Origin of the sequence: Enterobacter cloacae complex sp. P24RS (assembly GCF_014982165.1) — a bacterium.
GTDB classification, from domain to species: Bacteria; Pseudomonadota; Gammaproteobacteria; order Enterobacterales; family Enterobacteriaceae; genus Enterobacter; species Enterobacter quasihormaechei.
The window spans coordinates 81,180-97,779 of record NZ_JADCKU010000012.1; the positions used below are offsets into that span (position 1 = coordinate 81,180).

The 16,600-nt window shown below is 59.3% G+C and carries 16 protein-coding genes; 6 read left to right on the forward strand and 10 right to left on the reverse strand.

Going from position 1 to position 16,600, the window contains the following annotated elements; genetic code table 11:
* Positions 1–35: 35 nt before the first annotated feature.
* Positions 36–2,534, reverse strand: coding sequence for a copper-exporting P-type ATPase CopA (gene copA, locus INF58_RS14050; protein WP_193527903.1), 2,499 nt, complete (start codon positions 2,532–2,534; stop codon positions 36–38).
* A gap of 108 nt (positions 2,535–2,642) precedes the next feature.
* Here copA and cueR point away from each other — a divergent pair, with 108 nt between their 5' ends.
* A complete protein-coding gene (gene cueR, locus INF58_RS14055) occupies positions 2,643–3,053 on the forward strand; it encodes a Cu(I)-responsive transcriptional regulator (protein ID WP_063869000.1) in 411 nt (136 codons plus the stop codon).
* Here the strand turns inward: cueR and INF58_RS14060 are convergent.
* From INF58_RS14060 to INF58_RS14070, 3 genes are all read right to left on the reverse strand, one after another.
* Complete coding sequence (locus INF58_RS14060; protein WP_063868998.1) at positions 3,050–3,502, reverse strand: NfeD family protein; 453 nt, start codon at positions 3,500–3,502, stop codon at positions 3,050–3,052. The two genes, cueR and INF58_RS14060, sit on opposite strands and share 4 nt — an antisense overlap.
* A complete protein-coding gene (locus tag INF58_RS14065) occupies positions 3,499–4,413 on the reverse strand; it encodes an SPFH domain-containing protein (protein ID WP_063451647.1) in 915 nt (304 codons plus the stop codon). The genes INF58_RS14060 and INF58_RS14065 overlap by 4 nt, the downstream gene beginning before the upstream one ends.
* A gap of 154 nt (positions 4,414–4,567) precedes the next feature.
* Positions 4,568–5,422, reverse strand: coding sequence for a hypothetical protein (locus INF58_RS14070; protein ID WP_063451646.1), 855 nt, complete (start codon positions 5,420–5,422; stop codon positions 4,568–4,570).
* A 142-nt stretch (positions 5,423–5,564) separates the two neighbouring features.
* Here INF58_RS14070 and fetA point away from each other — a divergent pair, with 142 nt between their 5' ends.
* Both fetA and fetB read left to right on the forward strand, forming a co-directional pair.
* Positions 5,565–6,236 carry an iron ABC transporter ATP-binding protein FetA gene (gene fetA, locus INF58_RS14075; protein WP_193527904.1) on the forward strand — a complete coding sequence of 224 codons (672 nt, stop codon included), beginning with the start codon at positions 5,565–5,567 and terminating at the stop codon, positions 6,234–6,236.
* The gene (fetB, locus tag INF58_RS14080) at positions 6,229–7,011 is read left to right on the forward strand and encodes an iron export ABC transporter permease subunit FetB (protein WP_047051105.1); all 783 of its coding nucleotides are present in this window, start codon (positions 6,229–6,231) and stop codon (positions 7,009–7,011) included. Before fetA ends, fetB begins: the two co-directional genes overlap by 8 nt.
* A 49-nt stretch (positions 7,012–7,060) precedes the next feature.
* On the opposite strand, the gene INF58_RS14085 is transcribed toward fetB, so the two are convergent.
* Genes INF58_RS14085 through tesA form a run of 3 tightly spaced genes read right to left on the reverse strand, consistent with a single transcriptional unit; the run spans position 7,061 to position 9,396 of the window.
* Positions 7,061–7,915 carry a co-chaperone YbbN gene (locus tag INF58_RS14085; protein ID WP_063451644.1) on the reverse strand — a complete coding sequence of 285 codons (855 nt, stop codon included), beginning with the start codon at positions 7,913–7,915 and terminating at the stop codon, positions 7,061–7,063.
* Positions 7,916–7,973: 58 nt separating this feature from the next.
* Complete coding sequence (locus INF58_RS14090; RefSeq protein ID WP_107534829.1) at positions 7,974–8,783, reverse strand: SDR family oxidoreductase; 810 nt, start codon at positions 8,781–8,783, stop codon at positions 7,974–7,976.
* Positions 8,764–9,396 (reverse strand): multifunctional acyl-CoA thioesterase I/protease I/lysophospholipase L1, encoded by a 633-nt coding sequence (tesA, locus tag INF58_RS14095; protein ID WP_063451796.1) that lies wholly within the window; start codon positions 9,394–9,396, stop codon positions 8,764–8,766. Before tesA ends, INF58_RS14090 begins: the two co-directional genes overlap by 20 nt.
* Between tesA and ybbA the strand changes: the two genes are divergently transcribed.
* The 3 genes from ybbA (at position 9,367) to INF58_RS14110 (ending at position 13,792) form a co-directional block, all read left to right on the forward strand.
* A complete protein-coding gene (gene ybbA, locus INF58_RS14100) occupies positions 9,367–10,053 on the forward strand; it encodes a putative ABC transporter ATP-binding protein YbbA (RefSeq protein WP_063451642.1) in 687 nt (228 codons plus the stop codon). The genes tesA and ybbA overlap by 30 nt on opposite strands.
* Positions 10,050–12,464: a putative ABC transporter permease subunit YbbP gene (gene ybbP / locus INF58_RS14105; RefSeq protein WP_193527905.1), complete on the forward strand. Its 2,415-nt coding sequence runs from the start codon at positions 10,050–10,052 to the stop codon at positions 12,462–12,464. Before ybbA ends, ybbP begins: the two co-directional genes overlap by 4 nt.
* 182 nt (positions 12,465–12,646) lie before the next feature.
* Positions 12,647–13,792, forward strand: a complete 1,146-nt coding sequence (locus tag INF58_RS14110) for a porin (protein WP_063451640.1) — start codon at positions 12,647–12,649, stop codon at positions 13,790–13,792.
* Positions 13,793–13,865: 73 nt separating this feature from the next.
* Here the strand turns inward: INF58_RS14110 and mnmH are convergent, their stop codons facing one another.
* The 3 genes from mnmH to purE form a co-directional block, all read right to left on the reverse strand.
* Positions 13,866–14,936: a tRNA 2-selenouridine(34) synthase MnmH gene (gene mnmH / locus INF58_RS14115; protein ID WP_193527906.1), complete on the reverse strand. Its 1,071-nt coding sequence runs from the start codon at positions 14,934–14,936 to the stop codon at positions 13,866–13,868.
* Positions 14,937–15,020: 84 nt separating this feature from the next.
* On the reverse strand, positions 15,021–16,088 hold the full coding sequence (gene purK / locus INF58_RS14120) for a 5-(carboxyamino)imidazole ribonucleotide synthase (RefSeq protein WP_193527907.1): 1,068 nt from the start codon (positions 16,086–16,088) through the stop codon (positions 15,021–15,023).
* Positions 16,085–16,594 (reverse strand): 5-(carboxyamino)imidazole ribonucleotide mutase, encoded by a 510-nt coding sequence (purE, locus tag INF58_RS14125; protein WP_193527908.1) that lies wholly within the window; start codon positions 16,592–16,594, stop codon positions 16,085–16,087. The genes purK and purE overlap by 4 nt, the downstream gene beginning before the upstream one ends.
* Positions 16,595–16,600 lie beyond the last annotated feature (6 nt).

Consider the following 16,600-nt stretch of genomic DNA (forward strand, 5'->3'; position numbering starts at 1 on the left):
GGAAAGGGTCATGCTAGCGCGTACGAGAACAAGGTTCAATCCTTCGGTTTAAACCGCAGCAGGCGGTTGGCGTTGCTCACCACGGTAATGGACGAGAGCGCCATCGCCGCACCCGCGACCACCGGGTTCAGCAGGGTGCCGGTCAGCGGCCACAAAATCCCGGCGGCAACCGGAATGCCGAGTGAGTTGTAAATGAATGCCCCCAGCAGGTTTTGCTTCATGTTGCGCAACGTGGCTTTCGAAATCGCCAGCGCGTCGGCCACGCCCATCAGGCTGTGCCGCATCAGGGTGATCGCCGCAGTCTCAATGGCAACATCGCTCCCGCCGCCCATCGCAATGCCTACGTCAGCCTGCGCCAGCGCCGGGGCGTCGTTGATACCGTCGCCGACCATCGCCACCTGACGTCCTTCACGTTGCAGTTTCTGGATGGCGTCCGCTTTGCCATCCGGCAGTACGCCGGCTATCACCTCATCAATCCCGGCTTCTCTGGCGATGGCGTTAGCGGTCGTCGGATTATCACCGGTTAACATCACCAGGCGGTAGCCCGCGCGGTGCAGGCGCTGTAGGGCATCCACGCTGTCCTGGCGTAACGGATCGCGCACGGCCAGCAGCGCCGCCGCCTGTCCATCCATCGCCAGCAGAACCGGTGTCGCCCCCTGAGAAGCCTGCGCGTTAAGCTCAGCTTCCAGCGCGGACGTATCAACGCCGTTTTCATTCAACAGTGCCTGGTTACCCAGCAGCAGCGTATGCCCTTCGGCTTCCCCGCTGACCCCTAAACCGCGCAGGGTGCGGAAGTTGCTTACCTGCGGCAGGCGGGCATCGCCGGCTTTCTCAAGGATGGCGCGCGCCAGCGGGTGGCTGGAACCTTGTTCCAGCGCCGCGGCAAGGCGCACGGCATCCGCTTCCGTACAGCCCGCGGTTTTGACAGCCACCACCTGGGGTTTGCCCTCGGTGAGCGTACCGGTTTTATCGAAGACAAGGGTGTCCAGCGTGCTTGCCCGCTGTAGCGCGTCGGCGTCACGGACCAGCACGCCAAACTCGGCGGCGCGACCGACGCCGGAGATAATCGACATCGGCGTGGCCAGGCCAAGCGCACAAGGGCAGGCGATGATCAGCACCGTGGTGGCAATCACCAGGGTGTAGACAATCTGCGGTGCCGGGCCGAAGAAATACCAGATCGCCGCGCTGAGCAGCGCAATACCGACCACCACGGGGACAAAAATAGCGGAAATTTTATCGGCAAGCTGGCCGATTTCCGGCTTGCTGCTCTGGGCCTGGCGGACCATGCGGATGATGCGCGACAGGGTGGTATGGCTGCCAACGGCGCTGGCGCGGAACAGCACGCTTCCGTCCTGCACCACCGTACCCGCATGCACCGCATCGCCCGGGGATTTCTGCTGGGGGATCGGCTCGCCGGTCAGCATGGCTTCATCAAGCCAGGCGTCGCCCTGGATAATTTCACCGTCTACGGGCACGCGGTCACCGGTGGTCAGGCGCAGCGTCATACCCGGCTGCACCTCCGAAAGCGGAACGCTTTTCTCCCCGTCGTCCGTCACCACGCGGGCCGTCGGCGGGGTTAAATCGAGTAATCTTTCCAGCGCTTTCGACGAGCGCTGGCGAGCGCGGGCTTCGAGCATGTGGCCTAAGTTAATCAGACCAATAATCATCGCGCTCGCTTCATAGTAGAGGTGGCGAGCTTCCATCGGGAACCACTGCGGCCAGACGTTAACGCTCATTGAATAGAGCCACGCGGCCCCCGTCCCGAGCGCGACCAGCGTGTCCATCGTCGCCGTGCGGTTTTTCAGGCTCTTCCAGGCGCTGGTGTAGAAATGCCCGCCTGCAAACACCATGACCGCAAGGGTAATGACACCAATCACCAGCCACAGGGTGCGGTTATCGGCGGTGACCATCATGTTGTCACCCATCATGCCCCACACCATCACCGGAATACCAACCAGCAGGGCGACGATCGCCTGCCAGCGGAAGCGCTTCATGGTGGCGATAGCCGTTTCCTGCTGGCGCTCGCGGCGCTCGGCATCATCTTCGATGGCCTCCGCCCCGTAGCCCGCTTTCTCAACGGCCTGTACTAAATCTGCGGCGGAGGCGCTGCCCATCACCAGCGCAGTACGCTCCGCCAGGTTTACCCGTGCCTGCGCTACGCCCGGGACCGCCTGCAAGGCATTCTGTACCCGTGAAACGCAGCTGGCGCAGCTCATGCCGTTGATCAGCAGCTGTTGGCTGTCATCAATGTCATCCGCTACCGGAAGCTCAGGAGTGGCCGCTGTCAGTGCTTCCGACGGGGATGATGACTCTGCCAGCGGTTTAGCCTTTGGGTGGCTTAACTCCGCCCCGTAACCGGCCTGTTTGATAGTATCAATCAGCGCGTCGGCGCTGGCGCTGCCGGTCACGGCGGCATGATCGATAGTCACCTCAGCGCTTTCCACGTCAGGGCGCTGTTCCAGACTTTCTTTAACGCGTTTGACGCAGTGGCCGCAGGAGAGGCCGTCAAGCGTCAGGTCAATAGTGTGAGACATAACAAAACTCCCGTATAATGTTCTGGTCAATTGTTGACCTTCACTCTGCTTTTCGCTAACTGTTATGAAGGTTAAACCTTCCATCAAGGGGAAGGTCAAGGGGGAAATGTGAATATCAGCGATGTTGCGAAAAAAACCGGCTTAACCAGCAAAGCGATTCGCTTTTATGAAGAGAAAGGGCTGGTGACGCCACCGTTGCGCAGTGAGAACGGCTACCGCAGCTATACGCAACTGCATCTTGATGAACTGACGTTACTGCGCCAGGCCAGACAGGTTGGATTCAACCTGGAAGAGTGCGGGGAGCTGGTAAACCTGTTTAACGATCCGAAGCGCCACAGTGCCGACGTGAAAAAACGTACGCTGGAAAAAGTGGCGGAGATCGAACGCCATATTATCGAATTACAGGCAATGCGTGAGCAGCTGTTACAGCTGGCGGAATCCTGCCCGGGAGATGACAGCGCCGACTGCCCGATTATCGACAATCTTTCCGGCTGCTGCCACCGCAAAACCCACGCCTAACAGGCTTTAACCCGCAGGGTAATACCTTCCACCGCAATGACCTCAACCCGCGTTCCGGCGCTGAGGTCATCATCGGCCACGACCGGCCACGAACTGTCCCCCACGCGCATATGGCCGCGTCCGTTGATCAGCGCGTTATCAAGCGTGAAACGTTTACCCACGATCTGCTGCCCACGCTGGTTGAGATGCGCGTCGACTGGCTTCTGCTCCTGAACGCGTTTGTTCAGCCAGCGCCACCACAGCCAGGCGGCCACCAGCGTCAGTACGGCAAACAGCGCGCCCTGCCACTCCCAGCCGACAGGCAGCAGCCAGACGACCAGCCCGGTAATCACCGCGGCAATGCCGCTCCACAGCAGATAACCGTTGCCGCCCAGCATCTCGGCGGCCAGCAGCAGGCCGCCAAGGCTTAGCCAGAACGCATGTGGATGTGCAACGATGAGTTCAATCATTTTTTACGCTCGTTTCCGCCGTCTTTAATCAGTTCGGCAATCCCGGCGATAGATCCCATCAGGCTGCTGGCATCCAGCGGCATCATCACCACTTTGCTGTTGTTCGCAGAGCCGATCTCCTTCAGCGCATCGGTATATTTTTGCGCGACGAAGTAGTTCACGGCCTGGATATCCCCGGCGGCAATCGCCTCGGATACCATTTGCGTCGCGCGGGCTTCCGCCTCTGCTGAACGTTCACGCGCTTCCGCCTGGAGGAAGGCAGACTGACGGTCGCCCTCGGCTTTCAGGATCTGCGACTGTTTTTCCCCTTCCGCTTTCAGGATCTCGGCCTGGCGCACCCCTTCGGCTTCAAGGATATAGGCACGCTTGGTACGCTCGGCCTTCATCTGCGCGTTCATGGAAGCGATCAGCTCTGCCGGTGGGCGCACGTCGCGGATCTCAATGCGGGTTACCTTGATCCCCCACGGATTGGTAGCTTCATCCACAATGTGCAGCAGGCGGGTATTGATGCTGTCACGCTGGGAGAGCATTTCGTCCAGCTCCATCGAGCCCAGCACGGTACGGATGTTGGTCATCGTCAGGTTGACGATCGCCAGCTCCAGGTTGCTTACCTCATAGGCCGCTTTCGGCGCGTCTATCACCTGGATAAAGCACACCGCATCAATGGTAACGTTGGCGTTATCCTTCGAGATGACTTCCTGGGAAGGGATATCCAGGACCTGCTCCATCATGTTGATCTTGCGCCCAATTCTGTCCATGAAAGGGACGATCAGGCTTAAACCTGGCTGAAGGGTATTGGTGTAGCGACCGAAGCGTTCGACGGTCCACTGGTAACCCTGCGGGACAATTTTGATGCCTGCGCCCACGATAACCAGCGCAACGAAAATAAGGACAGGGACAACGATGAGCATAAAAACCTCCTGTTTTGCATGCCGTAGCGGGAAAAATTGCGTAATTGTTGAACGTTAGTATATCGGTTAACGGGCGGGATTTCGCCCCTGTAAAGAGGTGGGAACCGGACTGGTAAAATTAAAATGCCCCGCCAGGAGAGCAGGGCGCAGACGCTTAGTCTTCTGACCAGGTGTAGCTGAAGTCGGTGATAAACCCATCCCCGGCGTCAGCGATGGCTTTCGATAAGCCCTGATAGTATTTTTCCAGGCCAATAGCCTCTATCTGCTGGATCTGCTCGCGGATCGGGGCGCAGAACAGCACTGCATTGCCCGCTCCGACACGTTTGTTGTTCGGGGGCAGATCGCCGGTGATCGCTTTAAACCAGGTTCTGATCCCTTGCTTTAGGCTGTGCGGCGCTTTGGCAAGATTCTCCTGGCCGGTCAGCACCTGTAGCGTTGGGAATGCATTAGCGTTGACGGCGGTTTTCATGCGCGCAAAGAAGGCGGTAAAAAGCTCAAAAGAGCCGAGATCCGTGACGCGAGGCTTGGTGGTTTTTCCGTTCTTATTGCCCATTTTTCCCACAGGCGCGGCGGGCGCCGGAACCACATTGACCTTATGCAGATCCAGACCAAACAGCAGATTGCAGTGCGCCCGGCGTTCTTTTAGCGGGTAGGACATTAGCACGTCAATAAACGCCGTCGCCTTCACATCGGCCAGGTCATGGTTGATCAGCCATTGCGAGCGGGCAAATTCAGCAGGCGAAACGAACCAGTCCGGCACCTCGGTAAAGCGTCTGGATTTACCCTTGCTGTCAAATTCGAGAAAGTAAGCCCCGTCATCGAAAGCAAAATAGCAGTTCTTAAAGCTGCCAATCGTGGTGTTAACGATGAGTGCCTTCTTAACAAAATCGACAACCTCTGCACCCATAACAAAACGCGTGAGTTCCGACGAATTGATGACTTCCATTAATGTTTCGACATCAGGCACGCCTGGCTTCAGGGAGGAAAACTCATAAAAAATATGTGTCATGCGGCTTACTACCTGTAGTGATAGAGGTGACAATGAGCAAACAAAAAGTTTAACACTAGCCATAGCTTAAGGCTATTCGCACTGTGAACCTGAAAGGATTATGCTACAGGCTGTTCTCTTAAAAGCGTTAAATGGAATCGGAATGAATAATAAAAAAAATCTTCTGGATATCAGGGATGTTGGCTTTCGCGTGGGTGACAACACGATCCTTCAGCACGTCAATTTTTGCCTTTCATCGGGCGAATTTAAGCTGATAACCGGCCCCTCCGGCTGCGGCAAAAGCACGCTTCTGAAAATCGTGGCCTCGTTACTGAGCCCAACGGAGGGAACGATCCTGTTTGAAGGGAAGGATATCGCCACGCTTTCACCGGAACGCTACCGCCAGCAGGTGTCCTACTGCGTGCAGACGCCGTCCCTGTTTGGCGATACGGTGTACGACAATCTGGTGTTCCCCTGGCAAATCCGCAACCAAACGCCTGAACCTGAAATGTTTGCCGACGATTTGGCCCGGTTTGGGCTTTCGCCGGAGACGCTGACCAAATCGATTGCCGACCTGTCAGGCGGGGAAAAGCAGCGCGTATCGCTGATCCGTAATCTGCAATTCCTGCCGAAGGTGCTGCTGCTGGACGAGATCACCAGCGCGCTGGATGACGCCAACAAGCGCAACGTGAATGAGATTATTCATCGCTACGCCCGTGAACAGGATATTGCCGTGCTGTGGGTGACGCACGATTCAAACGAAATTAGCCATGCGGATGATGTCATCACGCTCAGGCCGCAGGGCGGGAAAATGCAGGAGGCTAACCGTGGGTGAACATAATATAACGAACGAATCGCTGGCGCTGTCGATGGTACTGGTGCTGGTGGCGATTGTGGTCAGCTACCGGGAAAAGCTGGGGCTGGAGAAAGATATTCTGTGGAGTATCGCCCGCGCGGTCATCCAGCTCATCATTGTCGGCTACGTGCTGAAATACATCTTCAACGTCAACCATGCGGTACTGACGCTGCTGATGGTGCTGTTTATCTGCTTCAACGCGGCGTGGAATGCGCAAAAGCGCAGTAAATACATCGATAAAGCGTTCATCTCGTCGTTTATCGCCATTACCACCGGGACCGCGTTAACGCTGGCGGTGCTGGTGCTCTCCGGCTCGATAGAATTTACGCCGATGCAGGTGATCCCCATTTCCGGGATGATTGCGGGTAACGCGATGGTGGCGGTGGGGTTGTGCTACAACAATCTGGGGCAACGCTTCAGCAGCGAGCAGCAGCAGCTTCAGGAAAAGCTAAGCCTGGGGGCAACGCCGAAGGTGGCCTCGGCGCGGTTGATTCGCGACAGCATTCGTTCTTCGCTGATCCCCACGGTGGATTCAGCAAAAACCGTGGGGCTGGTCAGTCTGCCGGGCATGATGTCGGGGCTGATTTTTGCCGGTATCGATCCGGTTAAAGCGATTAAGTACCAGATAATGGTGACGTTTATGCTGCTCTCCACCGCAAGCCTGTCGACGATTATTGCCTGCTACCTGACCTATCGGAAGTTCTACAACGCACGCCACCAGCTGGTGGTGACGCCGTTGAAAAAGACGGGGTAATATCGGCTTTTGTAGGCCCGGTAAGCGTTAGCGCCACCGGGCATTTTTGTTAGTAGAGCAGCGCGTACAGCTGACGACGATATTTTGACGCCAGGGCGTCACCGGTACCGAGCGCGGCCAGGATCTCCTGGAACATCTTCCGCGCCTGACCGTCTGCGGCACCCAGGTCTTTCTGAAGATGGCTAAAAAGCAGTTCCAGCGCCTCTTCGTTACGCCCCACCTGATGCAGCTGGAGCGCGAGCTGGCTTGCCAGCGCCGCATCCGCCGGGTTGTCCGCAACCTGCTGCTGAAGCTGCTGAATTTCAGGGGTATCCGCCGCCTGTTTCAGCAGGTCAATCTGCGCCACCAGGCCCTGATAACGGGTATCCTGATCCTGCATCGGAACGGTTTTCAAAACGGCTTCTGCGTCTTCAGGGCGGTGCAGCGCAATCTGGGTCTCTGCCAGCAGCAGACCAATCTGGCTGTTTTGATTCGACAGTTGCCACGCGTCTTTTAACAGCGGCAGCGCCTCGTCGTATTTGCCTTCCTGCATCAGCGCCATCGCTTCCTGCGCCTTCAGCTCTTCTTCACGCGGCAGGACTTTATCCAGCAGGGCACGGATTGCCTCTTCCGGCTGCGGGCCCTGGAAGCCATCGACGGGCTGACCGTTCTGGAACAGGTAGACGGTCGGGATCGCACGCAGGCCAAACTGGGATGCCACCATCGGTTCGGCGTCACAATCCAGTTTCGCCAGAATGAACTGGCCGTTGTATTGCGCAGCAAGGCTTTCCAGGACCGGCGTCAGTTGCAGACAGTGTTGGCTGCGTTCAGACCAGAAGTAGAACAGCACCGGTTTAGCCATTGACTGTTCGAGCGTTTGTTGCAGGTTAGCTTCAGTAATATTGACGATATTCTGTACGGACATGCGGCATTCTCTTTTGTCGGTTTACTCTTTACATGGGGGTAAGCGTCATCGCTTCAACTCAACCCTGCAAAATTTTGTCCATCATCCGTCCCGGTAGCAGGCGTTTTAACCAGCCGACGGCATGGGTCACCAGCGTGACCGGATAGCGCGTTTTGGGGTTGTCGCTCTCAAAGGCGTGACGCACTTTGGCGACCACCGCCTCCGGCCCCAGCGTGAAGCGTGCGGCAATACCGGGGTTTTCGACCGGCTTGTCCGCCTGCGTCTGGTTAACGTTTTCCGTGAACCGGGTGCGGATGGGGCCGGGCTCAATCAGGCTGACCTTAATGCCGCTGTGGCGCAGTTCCATGCGTAGCGCATCGGACCACGCCTCCAGCGCGTATTTGCTGGCGGCATAAGCTCCGCGGCCCGGTGTGGAGATCAGGCCCATCACCGAGGAGGTCATGACGATGCGCCCTTCGCCGTGCGGTAGCATGGCGGGAAGCAGGCGCATGGTGAGCTGATGCGCGCCGAAAACGTTAGCGGAGAACTGCTGTTCCAGCTGTTCCCGCGAGATGGTCTGTAGCGGGCCGTAGACGCCATAGCCCGCATTGTTGAACAGGCCGTAAAGCCGGTTGTTGGTCAGGGCGATAACCTCATCGGCGGCCTGCTCCACGCTTTCCGGCGAATCCAGATCCAGCAGGATGCCGGTAAAACCGAGCCCTCTCATGCGTTCGACATCTTCGGGTTTACGGCAGGCTGCCAGCACCCAAAACCCCTGGCGCTTCAGCTCAAGGGCGCTTTCAAGGCCAATTCCGCTGGAACATCCTGTTATTAAGACCGATTTTTGCATAACTTTACCTGTCAGGTTCTCAGCTGTTTGACGAGTCATGTTTTACTAAAGGTGCCAGCCGGGTTGCCATCCAGTCGGCAATAAACGGCTGGGCATCGCGATTGGGGTGAATGCCGTCGTCCTGCATCCACTGGGGCTTGAGATAGACCTCTTCCATGAAAAATGGCAGCAGCGGAATATCAAACTCTTTGGCAAGCTTAGGATAGATCGCGCTAAACGCCTCATTATACCGACGGCCGTAGTTAGCGGGCAGGCGAATTTGCATCAGCAGCGGCTGGGCGTTAGCGGCCTTAATGGTCTGCAAAATGGTCCGCAGCGTTTGCTCGGTTTGCTGCGGCGGGAAGCCTCGCAGGCCATCGTTGCCGCCCAGTTCAACCAGCACCCAGCGCGGCTGATGCTGCTTGAGCAGGGCAGGCAGGCGCGACAGGCCCTGCTGCGACGTATCGCCGCTGATGCTGCCGTTAACGACAGACGTCCCGGACTGCCATTTATCATTGAGCAGCGCGGGCCAGGCCGCGCTGGCGGCCATACGATAGCCCGCGCTCAGGCTGTCGCCCAGCACCAGTAACGTGTCCGCAGCCGCCGCGCGGAAGGTCATCAGCATCAAAAACAGGAAGGGCAAATGCCAGCGGAAAACATTGTTGAAGTTCATCGTCTTAAGAAGTCCGTCGGTCAGGGAGAACACGAGCTTTCCATCCTTACCGGAGTTGAACTCGTTGTCAAACGCGCCGAAAGCATCGCGCTGATTGGCGAATCCGGTTCCGGTAAGTCCACGCTGCTGGCGATCCTGGCCGGCCTGGACGATGGCAGCAGCGGCGAGGTGAACCTGGTCGGCCAGCCCCTTCACGCGCTTGATGAAGAGGCGCGCGCCGCGCTGCGCGCCCGGCATATCGGGTTTGTCTTTCAGTCCTTCATGCTGATCCCAACCCTCAACGCGCTGGAAAACGTCGAGCTGCCGGGCCTGCTGCGCGGCGAAAATACCCGCGAAAGCCGCGATCACGCCAAAGCGTTGCTGGAACAGCTTGGGCTGGGGAAGCGGCTTGACCACCTTCCGGCGCAGCTGTCCGGCGGCGAGCAGCAGCGCGTGGCGCTGGCGCGGGCGTTTAACGGACGCCCGGAAGTGCTGTTTGCCGATGAGCCAACGGGCAACCTCGATCGTAAAACCGGGGATAAAATTGCCGATCTGCTGTTTTCGCTCAACCGCGAGCACGGCACCACGCTGATTCTGGTTACCCACGATCCGCAGCTGGCCGCCCGCTGCGACCGCCGCCTGCGGCTGGTGAACGGTATTCTTCAGGAGGAAGCATGATTGCCCGCTGGTTCTGGCGCGAATGGCGCTCGCCCTCGCTGCTGATTGTCTGGCTGGCGTTAAGCCTGGCGGTGGCCTGCGTGCTGGCGCTCGGCAGCGTCAGCGATCGCATGGAAAAAGGGCTTAGTCAGCAGAGCCGCGAATTTATGGCGGGGGACCGGGCGCTGCAAAGTTCCCGACCCGTCCCGCCGGGCTGGATCGAAGAAGCGCGTAAGGAAGGGCTGAAGGTAGGGGAGCAAATCACCTTCCAGACCATGACCTTTGCGGGCGACACGCCGCAGCTTGCCAGCGTGAAGGCCGTGGATGACATCTACCCGATGTACGGCGAGCTACAAACCAGCCCGCCGGGGCTAAAACCGGCCTCCGGTACGGTATTGCTGGCTTCGCGTCTGATGGCGCTTCTTAACCTGAAGCCCGGCGACAGTATTGACGTTGGCGATGCCACCCTGAAAATTGCCGGGGAAGTGGTGCAGGAGCCCGATTCCGGCTTTAACCCGTTCCAGCTCGCGCCGCGCCTGCTGATGAACACCGCCGATGTCGCGAAAACCAACGCCGTCCAGCCGGGAAGCCGCGTCACCTGGCGCTATAAGTTTGGCGGTACGCCCGCACAGCTGGAGGCGTATGAAAAATGGCTTCTGCCGCAGCTCAAGCCGGAACATCGCTGGTACGGGCTGGAGCAGGATGAAGGGGCACTCGGCAAATCTCTTGAACGTTCCCAGCAGTTCCTGCTGCTGTCGGCGCTGTTAACCCTGCTGCTGGCCGTTGCGGCCGTCGCCGTGGCGATGGGGCACTACTGCCGCAGCCGTTACGATCTGGTGGCGAACCTCAAAACCCTCGGCGCGGGTCGGGCGCAGCTGCGCAAGCTGATTGTCGGCCAGTGGCTGATGGTGCTGGCGCTGTCGGCCATTACCGGCGGAGCGATCGGGCTGCTGTTTGAAAAACTGCTGATGGTGCTGCTCAAACCGGTACTGCCCGCCGCGCTGCCGCCTGCCAGCCTCTGGCCATGGCTGTGGGCCATTGGCGCGATGACGGTGATCTCCCTGCTGGTGGGGCTGCGCCCGTACCGGCTGCTGCTCGCCACCCAGCCGCTTCGCGTGCTGCGCCGCGACGCGGTGGCCAACGTCTGGCCAATGAAGTTCTACCTGCCGGTGATTATTGCGGTGGCGGTCGGGCTGCTGGCCTGGCTGATGGGCGGCAGTACGCTGCTGTGGGCGGTGCTGGCGGGGGCGGTCGTGCTGGCGCTGCTGTGCGGCGCGCTGGGCTGGGTGCTGCTCAGCCTGCTAAAAAAGCTGACGGTGAAATCGCTGCCGGTGCGTCTGGCCATTAATCGTCTGCTGCATCAGCCGTGGTCCACGCTCAGCCAGCTTTCGGCGTTCTCGCTGTCGTTTATGCTGCTGGCGCTCCTGCTGGTGCTGCGCGGGGATCTGCTGGATCGCTGGCAGCAGCAGCTTCCGCCGGAAAGCCCGAACTATTTTCTGATCAACATCGCGCCCGAGCAGGTGACGCCGCTGAAGGGCTTCCTGTCCGAGCATCACATTATTCCCGAGTCGTTCTATCCGATCGTGCGTGCCCGCCTGACGCAGATCAACGGCCAGTCGACGGAAGGAAACAAAGACGAATCGCTCAACCGAGAGCTGAACCTGACCTGGCAGGAGAAGCGTCCGGACCATAACCCGATCGTCGCCGGCACCTGGCCGCCAAAGGCGGGGGAAGTGTCGATGGAGGAGGGGCTGGCGAAGCGTCTGAACGTGGGGCTGGGCGACAGCGTGACCTTTACCGGCGACACGCAGGATTTCAGCGCCAAAGTGACCAGCCTGCGCAAGGTGGACTGGGAAAGCCTGCGGCCAAACTTCTTCTTCATCTTCCCGCCGGGCGCGCTGGACGGACAGCCCCAGAGCTGGCTGACCAGCTTCCGCTGGGAAAACGGCAACGGCATGCTGACGCAGCTTAACCGGGAGTTCCCGACAGTGAGCCTGCTGGATATCGGCGCGATCCTCAAACAGGTCGGGCAGGTGCTGGAGCAGGTGAGCCGCGCGCTGGAGGTGATGGTGGTGCTGGTGACGATCTGCGGCATATTGCTGCTGCTGGCGCAGGTGCAGGTCGGCATGCGCCAGCGGCATCAGGAGCTGGTGGTCTACCGCACGCTGGGCGCCGGTAAGCGACTGCTGCGCGCCACGCTGTGGAGCGAGGGCGTGCCGCTGGGGCTGGTGGCGGGGCTGGTGGCGGCCATCGGTGCGGAAACCGCGCTGGCGGTGCTCCAGACGAAAGTCTTCGACTTCCCGTGGGAGCCTGACTGGCGGCTGTGGGTAACGCTGCCCGTCTGCGGCGCCGTGCTGCTGTCCCTGTGCGGCGGCTGGCTCGGCACCCGGCTGTTGAAAGGTAAAGCGCTGTTCCGCCAGTTTGTCAGCTAGTTTACTGACGTGATGATGACGTACCGGCATATCTGCTGGTGCGTCACCGCTTAACGGCACAAATCGTTAATGACCCTGCATTTAGTAGCACAAAACATTAAAAACCCGCCCACACAGCCCGAATATTTCCGGTTAATATTCACCAGCTAAATATTTAGCAGCGTGTCTATCAAGGAAAAAGAATGACTATAAGAAAAACAGCGCTGGCGACAACGATCGGCGCAGCAGTGGCATTGGCTTCTTTCGCATCCCAGGCGGAAATCACTCTTCTGAAACAGGATCCGCAGGCGGGTAACCCGCTGAGCCGCCTGAACTTCACCGTTGGCGGCAGTATTCGTCCTCAGTTCCAGAACATGACCGGCGATGACGGCAAAAACGGCTACAAGCGTAACGGCTTTGACGGCGGTACCCGCTTCCGTTTCGCGGCAGACTACTACCTGTTCGATGACATCAGCTGGATCACTTACTACGAGCTGGGTGTGAACATTCCGGCGCAGTTTAACTGGGATAACCACTACGCCGACGGTGCGCACGACACCTCACGTCGTATGCTCTACACCGGCCTGAAGAGCGACACCTGGGGCACGCTGACCTTCGGCCAGCAGAACAGCGTGTACTATGATGTGGTGGGCGCGAAAACCGATATCTGGGACTACGACATGATCGGCCAGGCGCCGGGTAACGGGATCAACGGCGACTACGACGGCTCTTACCGTTCACGCCAGATGCTGAAGTACAAGAAAACCGTGGGTGATGCGGATATCTATGCATCCTACCTGTTTGAGGACAGTGAATACCTGCCGGGCAACGGCCTGCGCTACAAGCGTAAAGGCGGCGGCTCGCTGGGTATCGATTACCACCTGACCACCGATCTGACCTGGGGCGCAGCGTGGAACTACACCCGCGCGGACATGCGTAACCCGGACAACGGCGACAGCAAATCCTACGACCAGAACATTGTCGGTACTGCGCTGAGCTGGACCCCGGATAACTGGACCTTCTCCGCGGGCGGCGGCTGGTATCAGAACTTCATGACCACCAAAAAAGTGTCCGTTAACGACTACTTCGCCGGTGACGCATGGGGTATTGAATACTTCGCAGGGTACAAATTCCCGGTCGGCCAGTATGCGGTGAAATCCATCCAGCCTTACTTCATGGGTGACCGCATTGAGTACGTGAACGGCCGTAATTACCAGCGCATCGACAACGGCGTGGGTATCAGCTTCCAGCTGGACTACGGTTTCCGCGTGGATTACGAACACGTGTTCACCTCCAGCACCGACAACCTGGGCGACATGAACCTGGTGCGTCTGCGTTACGACTTCTAAGTTGTTTGTTCCCCGGTGGCGCTGCGCTTACCGGGGCTACAAAAGCACGCGTAGCCGCCACCCGGCTTTATTTTCAGCGATTAAGCCATTCGGCAATGTCTTCGAACGTCCCGCGATACACAATTTTCTCCGCCTTTTTCTCCAGCTGATAGCCGTACATCGGGTCGTAATAGTCGTTCAGCAGCGGCACAAGCCAGCTGAAGTGTGCGTCAGTGCTGCCAGTTCGCTGTTGCTCGACGAGCGCGGCGTCCAGCAGGGCGGTAAACTCCGCGAAGCGTTGCAGCCCCAGACGGCGACGAATGGCAAAAAGTCCGTGATGCAGGTATTCGCTGTACGCTTTCCAGCCCGCGTCTTCACCGTAGGCGGCAGAAAAGTCCGTCCACATATGGTCGAAGTACTCTTCACGCAGGCGCTCAAGACGAACGTCAAACGGATCCTCGACCACCACGATAGGCGCTTCAGCCATGCGGTCACGCAGGCACTCCGGCAGATGGTTGGAGCCAATCATCCGGCCCTCATCTTCCAGCACCCAGCGCGCCGCGTCTTTTTTCAGCAGCTCAACGGCAAGGTGATTTTCAAAGCTCGCCTGGGAAAGCTGCGGCGTGAGCGTGCGGCCAAACGACGAACCGCGATGGTGCGCCAGCCCTTCCAGATCGATGCCCTGCGCGTGCTGCTTCACCAGCAGCGTTTTACCGTTGCCGGTACAGCCGCCGATAAGCACCATCGGCTTTTGCGACTGCTCGACCGTGATCTGAATGGCCGTCTGACGCAGAGCCTTATAGCCGCCGCGGATCAGCGGGTAATCGACACCCGCCTCCTTAAGCCAGGCCTGGGAGATATGCGAGCGCTGCCCGCCGCGGGCGCAGCAGAGATAGCCCTCGGGGTGAGCAAGGCTGGCTTCGCGCCAGGCGTTAATGCGCGCCTCCCGCGTCTCGCCGCTCACCAGGCTATGGCCGAGCGCCAGCGCGGCGTCGGGTCCCTGGCGTTTATAGCAGGTCCCCACGGCGGCACGTTCGTCGTCGTTCATTAAGGGCAGGTTGAGTGCGGCGGGCATCGCACCCTGGGCAAATTCGATCGGCGCGCGAACGTCGATTAAAGGGGTATCGGACGCGAGGATCGCGCGATAGTCCGTTCCATCGTTCATGGTGATTCCAGAAGAAAACTGAGCAGCAATGGGCGGGAATTGTACGCCGGGGAAGGGGAAGGTCAACTCCCCGGCGCAGATGTCTTAGTTGAGCTTTGACTGTGCCCAGACAATACCGCTTGCGTATTCCGGCGGCAGGAGAGGGACGATCGCTTCCAGCGTAGCGCTCAGGCGATCCGTGTCGGTATCGTTCAGGTTCAGGTGACCGACCTTACGACCCGGGCGCACCTCTTTGTCATACCAGTGCAGGTGCACCAGCGGCAGCTTCAGCCAGTCGTAATTCAGATCGGTGCCGATCAGGTTGATCATCACCGACGGGCTGGTCACTACCGGCTGCGGCAGAGGCAGATCAGTGATAGCGCGCAGGTGCAGCTCGAACTGGCTGATGGAGGCGCCGTTTTGCGTCCAGTGGCCGCTATTGTGCACGCGCGGCGCCAGCTCGTTGATCAGCAGGCCCGACGGCGTGACGAAGCACTCCATCGCCATCACGCCCACGTAGCCCAGCTCGTGCATGATGGCGGAGAGCATCTCTTCCGCCTGCGCCTGCTGGCCAGCGTTTGCCTGCGGGAAGGCAACGCTGGTACGCAGAATGCCGTCCTGATGCAGGTTATGCGTCAGCGGATAAAACACCGTGCGGCCATCATGCGCGCGCGCGCCAACCAGCGACACTTCGCCGCTGAAGTTGATGCCCTGCTCAACGATGCATTCGCCGTAGCAGTCGTCCGGCAGCTCGGCGGTGTCGCTAGCGCGCAGGCGCCACTGGCCGCGGCCGTCGTAGCCACCCACGCGGCGCTTCACGATCGCCAGTTCGCCCAGCATGGCGAAGACGTCATTCCACTCGCTTTTATCAGACAACAGCTGCCACGGGGCGGTTGCGAGGCCCAGCTTGTCGAACAGCTGCTTCTGCGTCAGACGGTCGGCAATGATCGGGAACACGTCGCGGTTCACAAAGGCGTTATGGCGCGCCAGCTCGCGGGTCAGGGCGGTTTCCGGCCAGCGTTCAATTTCGGCGGTGATCACGCTCTGATGGAACGGCACGGCTTCCGGCTCGGCGTCCAGCCCGACGGGCCAGACGGTAATACCCAACGGTTCGCCAGCCTGACGCAGCATGCGGCCAAGCTGACCATTACCCAGAACGCAAACCTGCTTCATGCTGCACCCCGCGGATCCGGGTTATCCAGCACCTCGTCGGTCTGGGCTTTACGCCACTCCGTCAGGCGTTGATGTAACGCTGTATCGTGCGTCGCCAGGAACTGCGCGGCGAGCAGCGCGGCGTTGGCGGCGCCCGCTTTGCCAATCGCCAGCGTACCGACGGGAATACCGCGCGGCATCTGCACAATAGAGTAAAGGCTATCGACACCGCTTAACGCAGCGCTCTGCACCGGCACGCCCAGCACCGGCACCAGGGTTTTGGCGGCAATCATGCCCGGCAAATGTGCTGCGCCGCCCGCACCGGCAATAATCACCTCATACCCGTTCTCTTCGGCGCTTTCGGCGAAGCTGAACAGTTTGTCCGGCGTGCGGTGTGCGGAAACCACTTCTACGTGGTGCGGAACATTCAGGATTTCAAAGATTTCGGCGGCGAACTGCATGGTAGCCCAGTCGCTTTTGGACCCCATCACGATGGCGACACGCGCCGGATTATTGCGGGAAGACATGCGTCT

Coding starts and splice junctions, on each gene's coding strand:
- INF58_RS14110 (WP_063451640.1), top strand. CDS start 12,647: ATGACTATAAGAAAAACAGCGCTGGCGACAACGATCGGCGCAGCAGTG.
- ybbP (WP_193527905.1), top strand. CDS start 10,050: ATGATTGCCCGCTGGTTCTGGCGCGAATGGCGCTCGCCCTCGCTGCTG.
- copA (WP_193527903.1), bottom strand. CDS start 2,534: ATGTCTCACACTATTGACCTGACGCTTGACGGCCTCTCCTGCGGCCAC.
- INF58_RS14060 (WP_063868998.1), bottom strand. CDS start 3,502: ATGATTGAACTCATCGTTGCACATCCACATGCGTTCTGGCTAAGCCTT.
- INF58_RS14070 (WP_063451646.1), bottom strand. CDS start 5,422: ATGACACATATTTTTTATGAGTTTTCCTCCCTGAAGCCAGGCGTGCCT.
- INF58_RS14085 (WP_063451644.1), bottom strand. CDS start 7,915: ATGTCCGTACAGAATATCGTCAATATTACTGAAGCTAACCTGCAACAA.
- ybbA (WP_063451642.1), top strand. CDS start 9,367: ATGCCAGCGGAAAACATTGTTGAAGTTCATCGTCTTAAGAAGTCCGTC.
- purE (WP_193527908.1), bottom strand. CDS start 16,594: ATGTCTTCCCGCAATAATCCGGCGCGTGTCGCCATCGTGATGGGGTCC.
- INF58_RS14065 (WP_063451647.1), bottom strand. CDS start 4,413: ATGCTCATCGTTGTCCCTGTCCTTATTTTCGTTGCGCTGGTTATCGTG.
- purK (WP_193527907.1), bottom strand. CDS start 16,088: ATGAAGCAGGTTTGCGTTCTGGGTAATGGTCAGCTTGGCCGCATGCTG.
- INF58_RS14090 (WP_107534829.1), bottom strand. CDS start 8,783: ATGACTCGTCAAACAGCTGAGAACCTGACAGGTAAAGTTATGCAAAAA.
- tesA (WP_063451796.1), bottom strand. CDS start 9,396: ATGAACTTCAACAATGTTTTCCGCTGGCATTTGCCCTTCCTGTTTTTG.
- fetA (WP_193527904.1), top strand. CDS start 5,565: ATGAATAATAAAAAAAATCTTCTGGATATCAGGGATGTTGGCTTTCGC.
- mnmH (WP_193527906.1), bottom strand. CDS start 14,936: ATGAACGATGGAACGGACTATCGCGCGATCCTCGCGTCCGATACCCCT.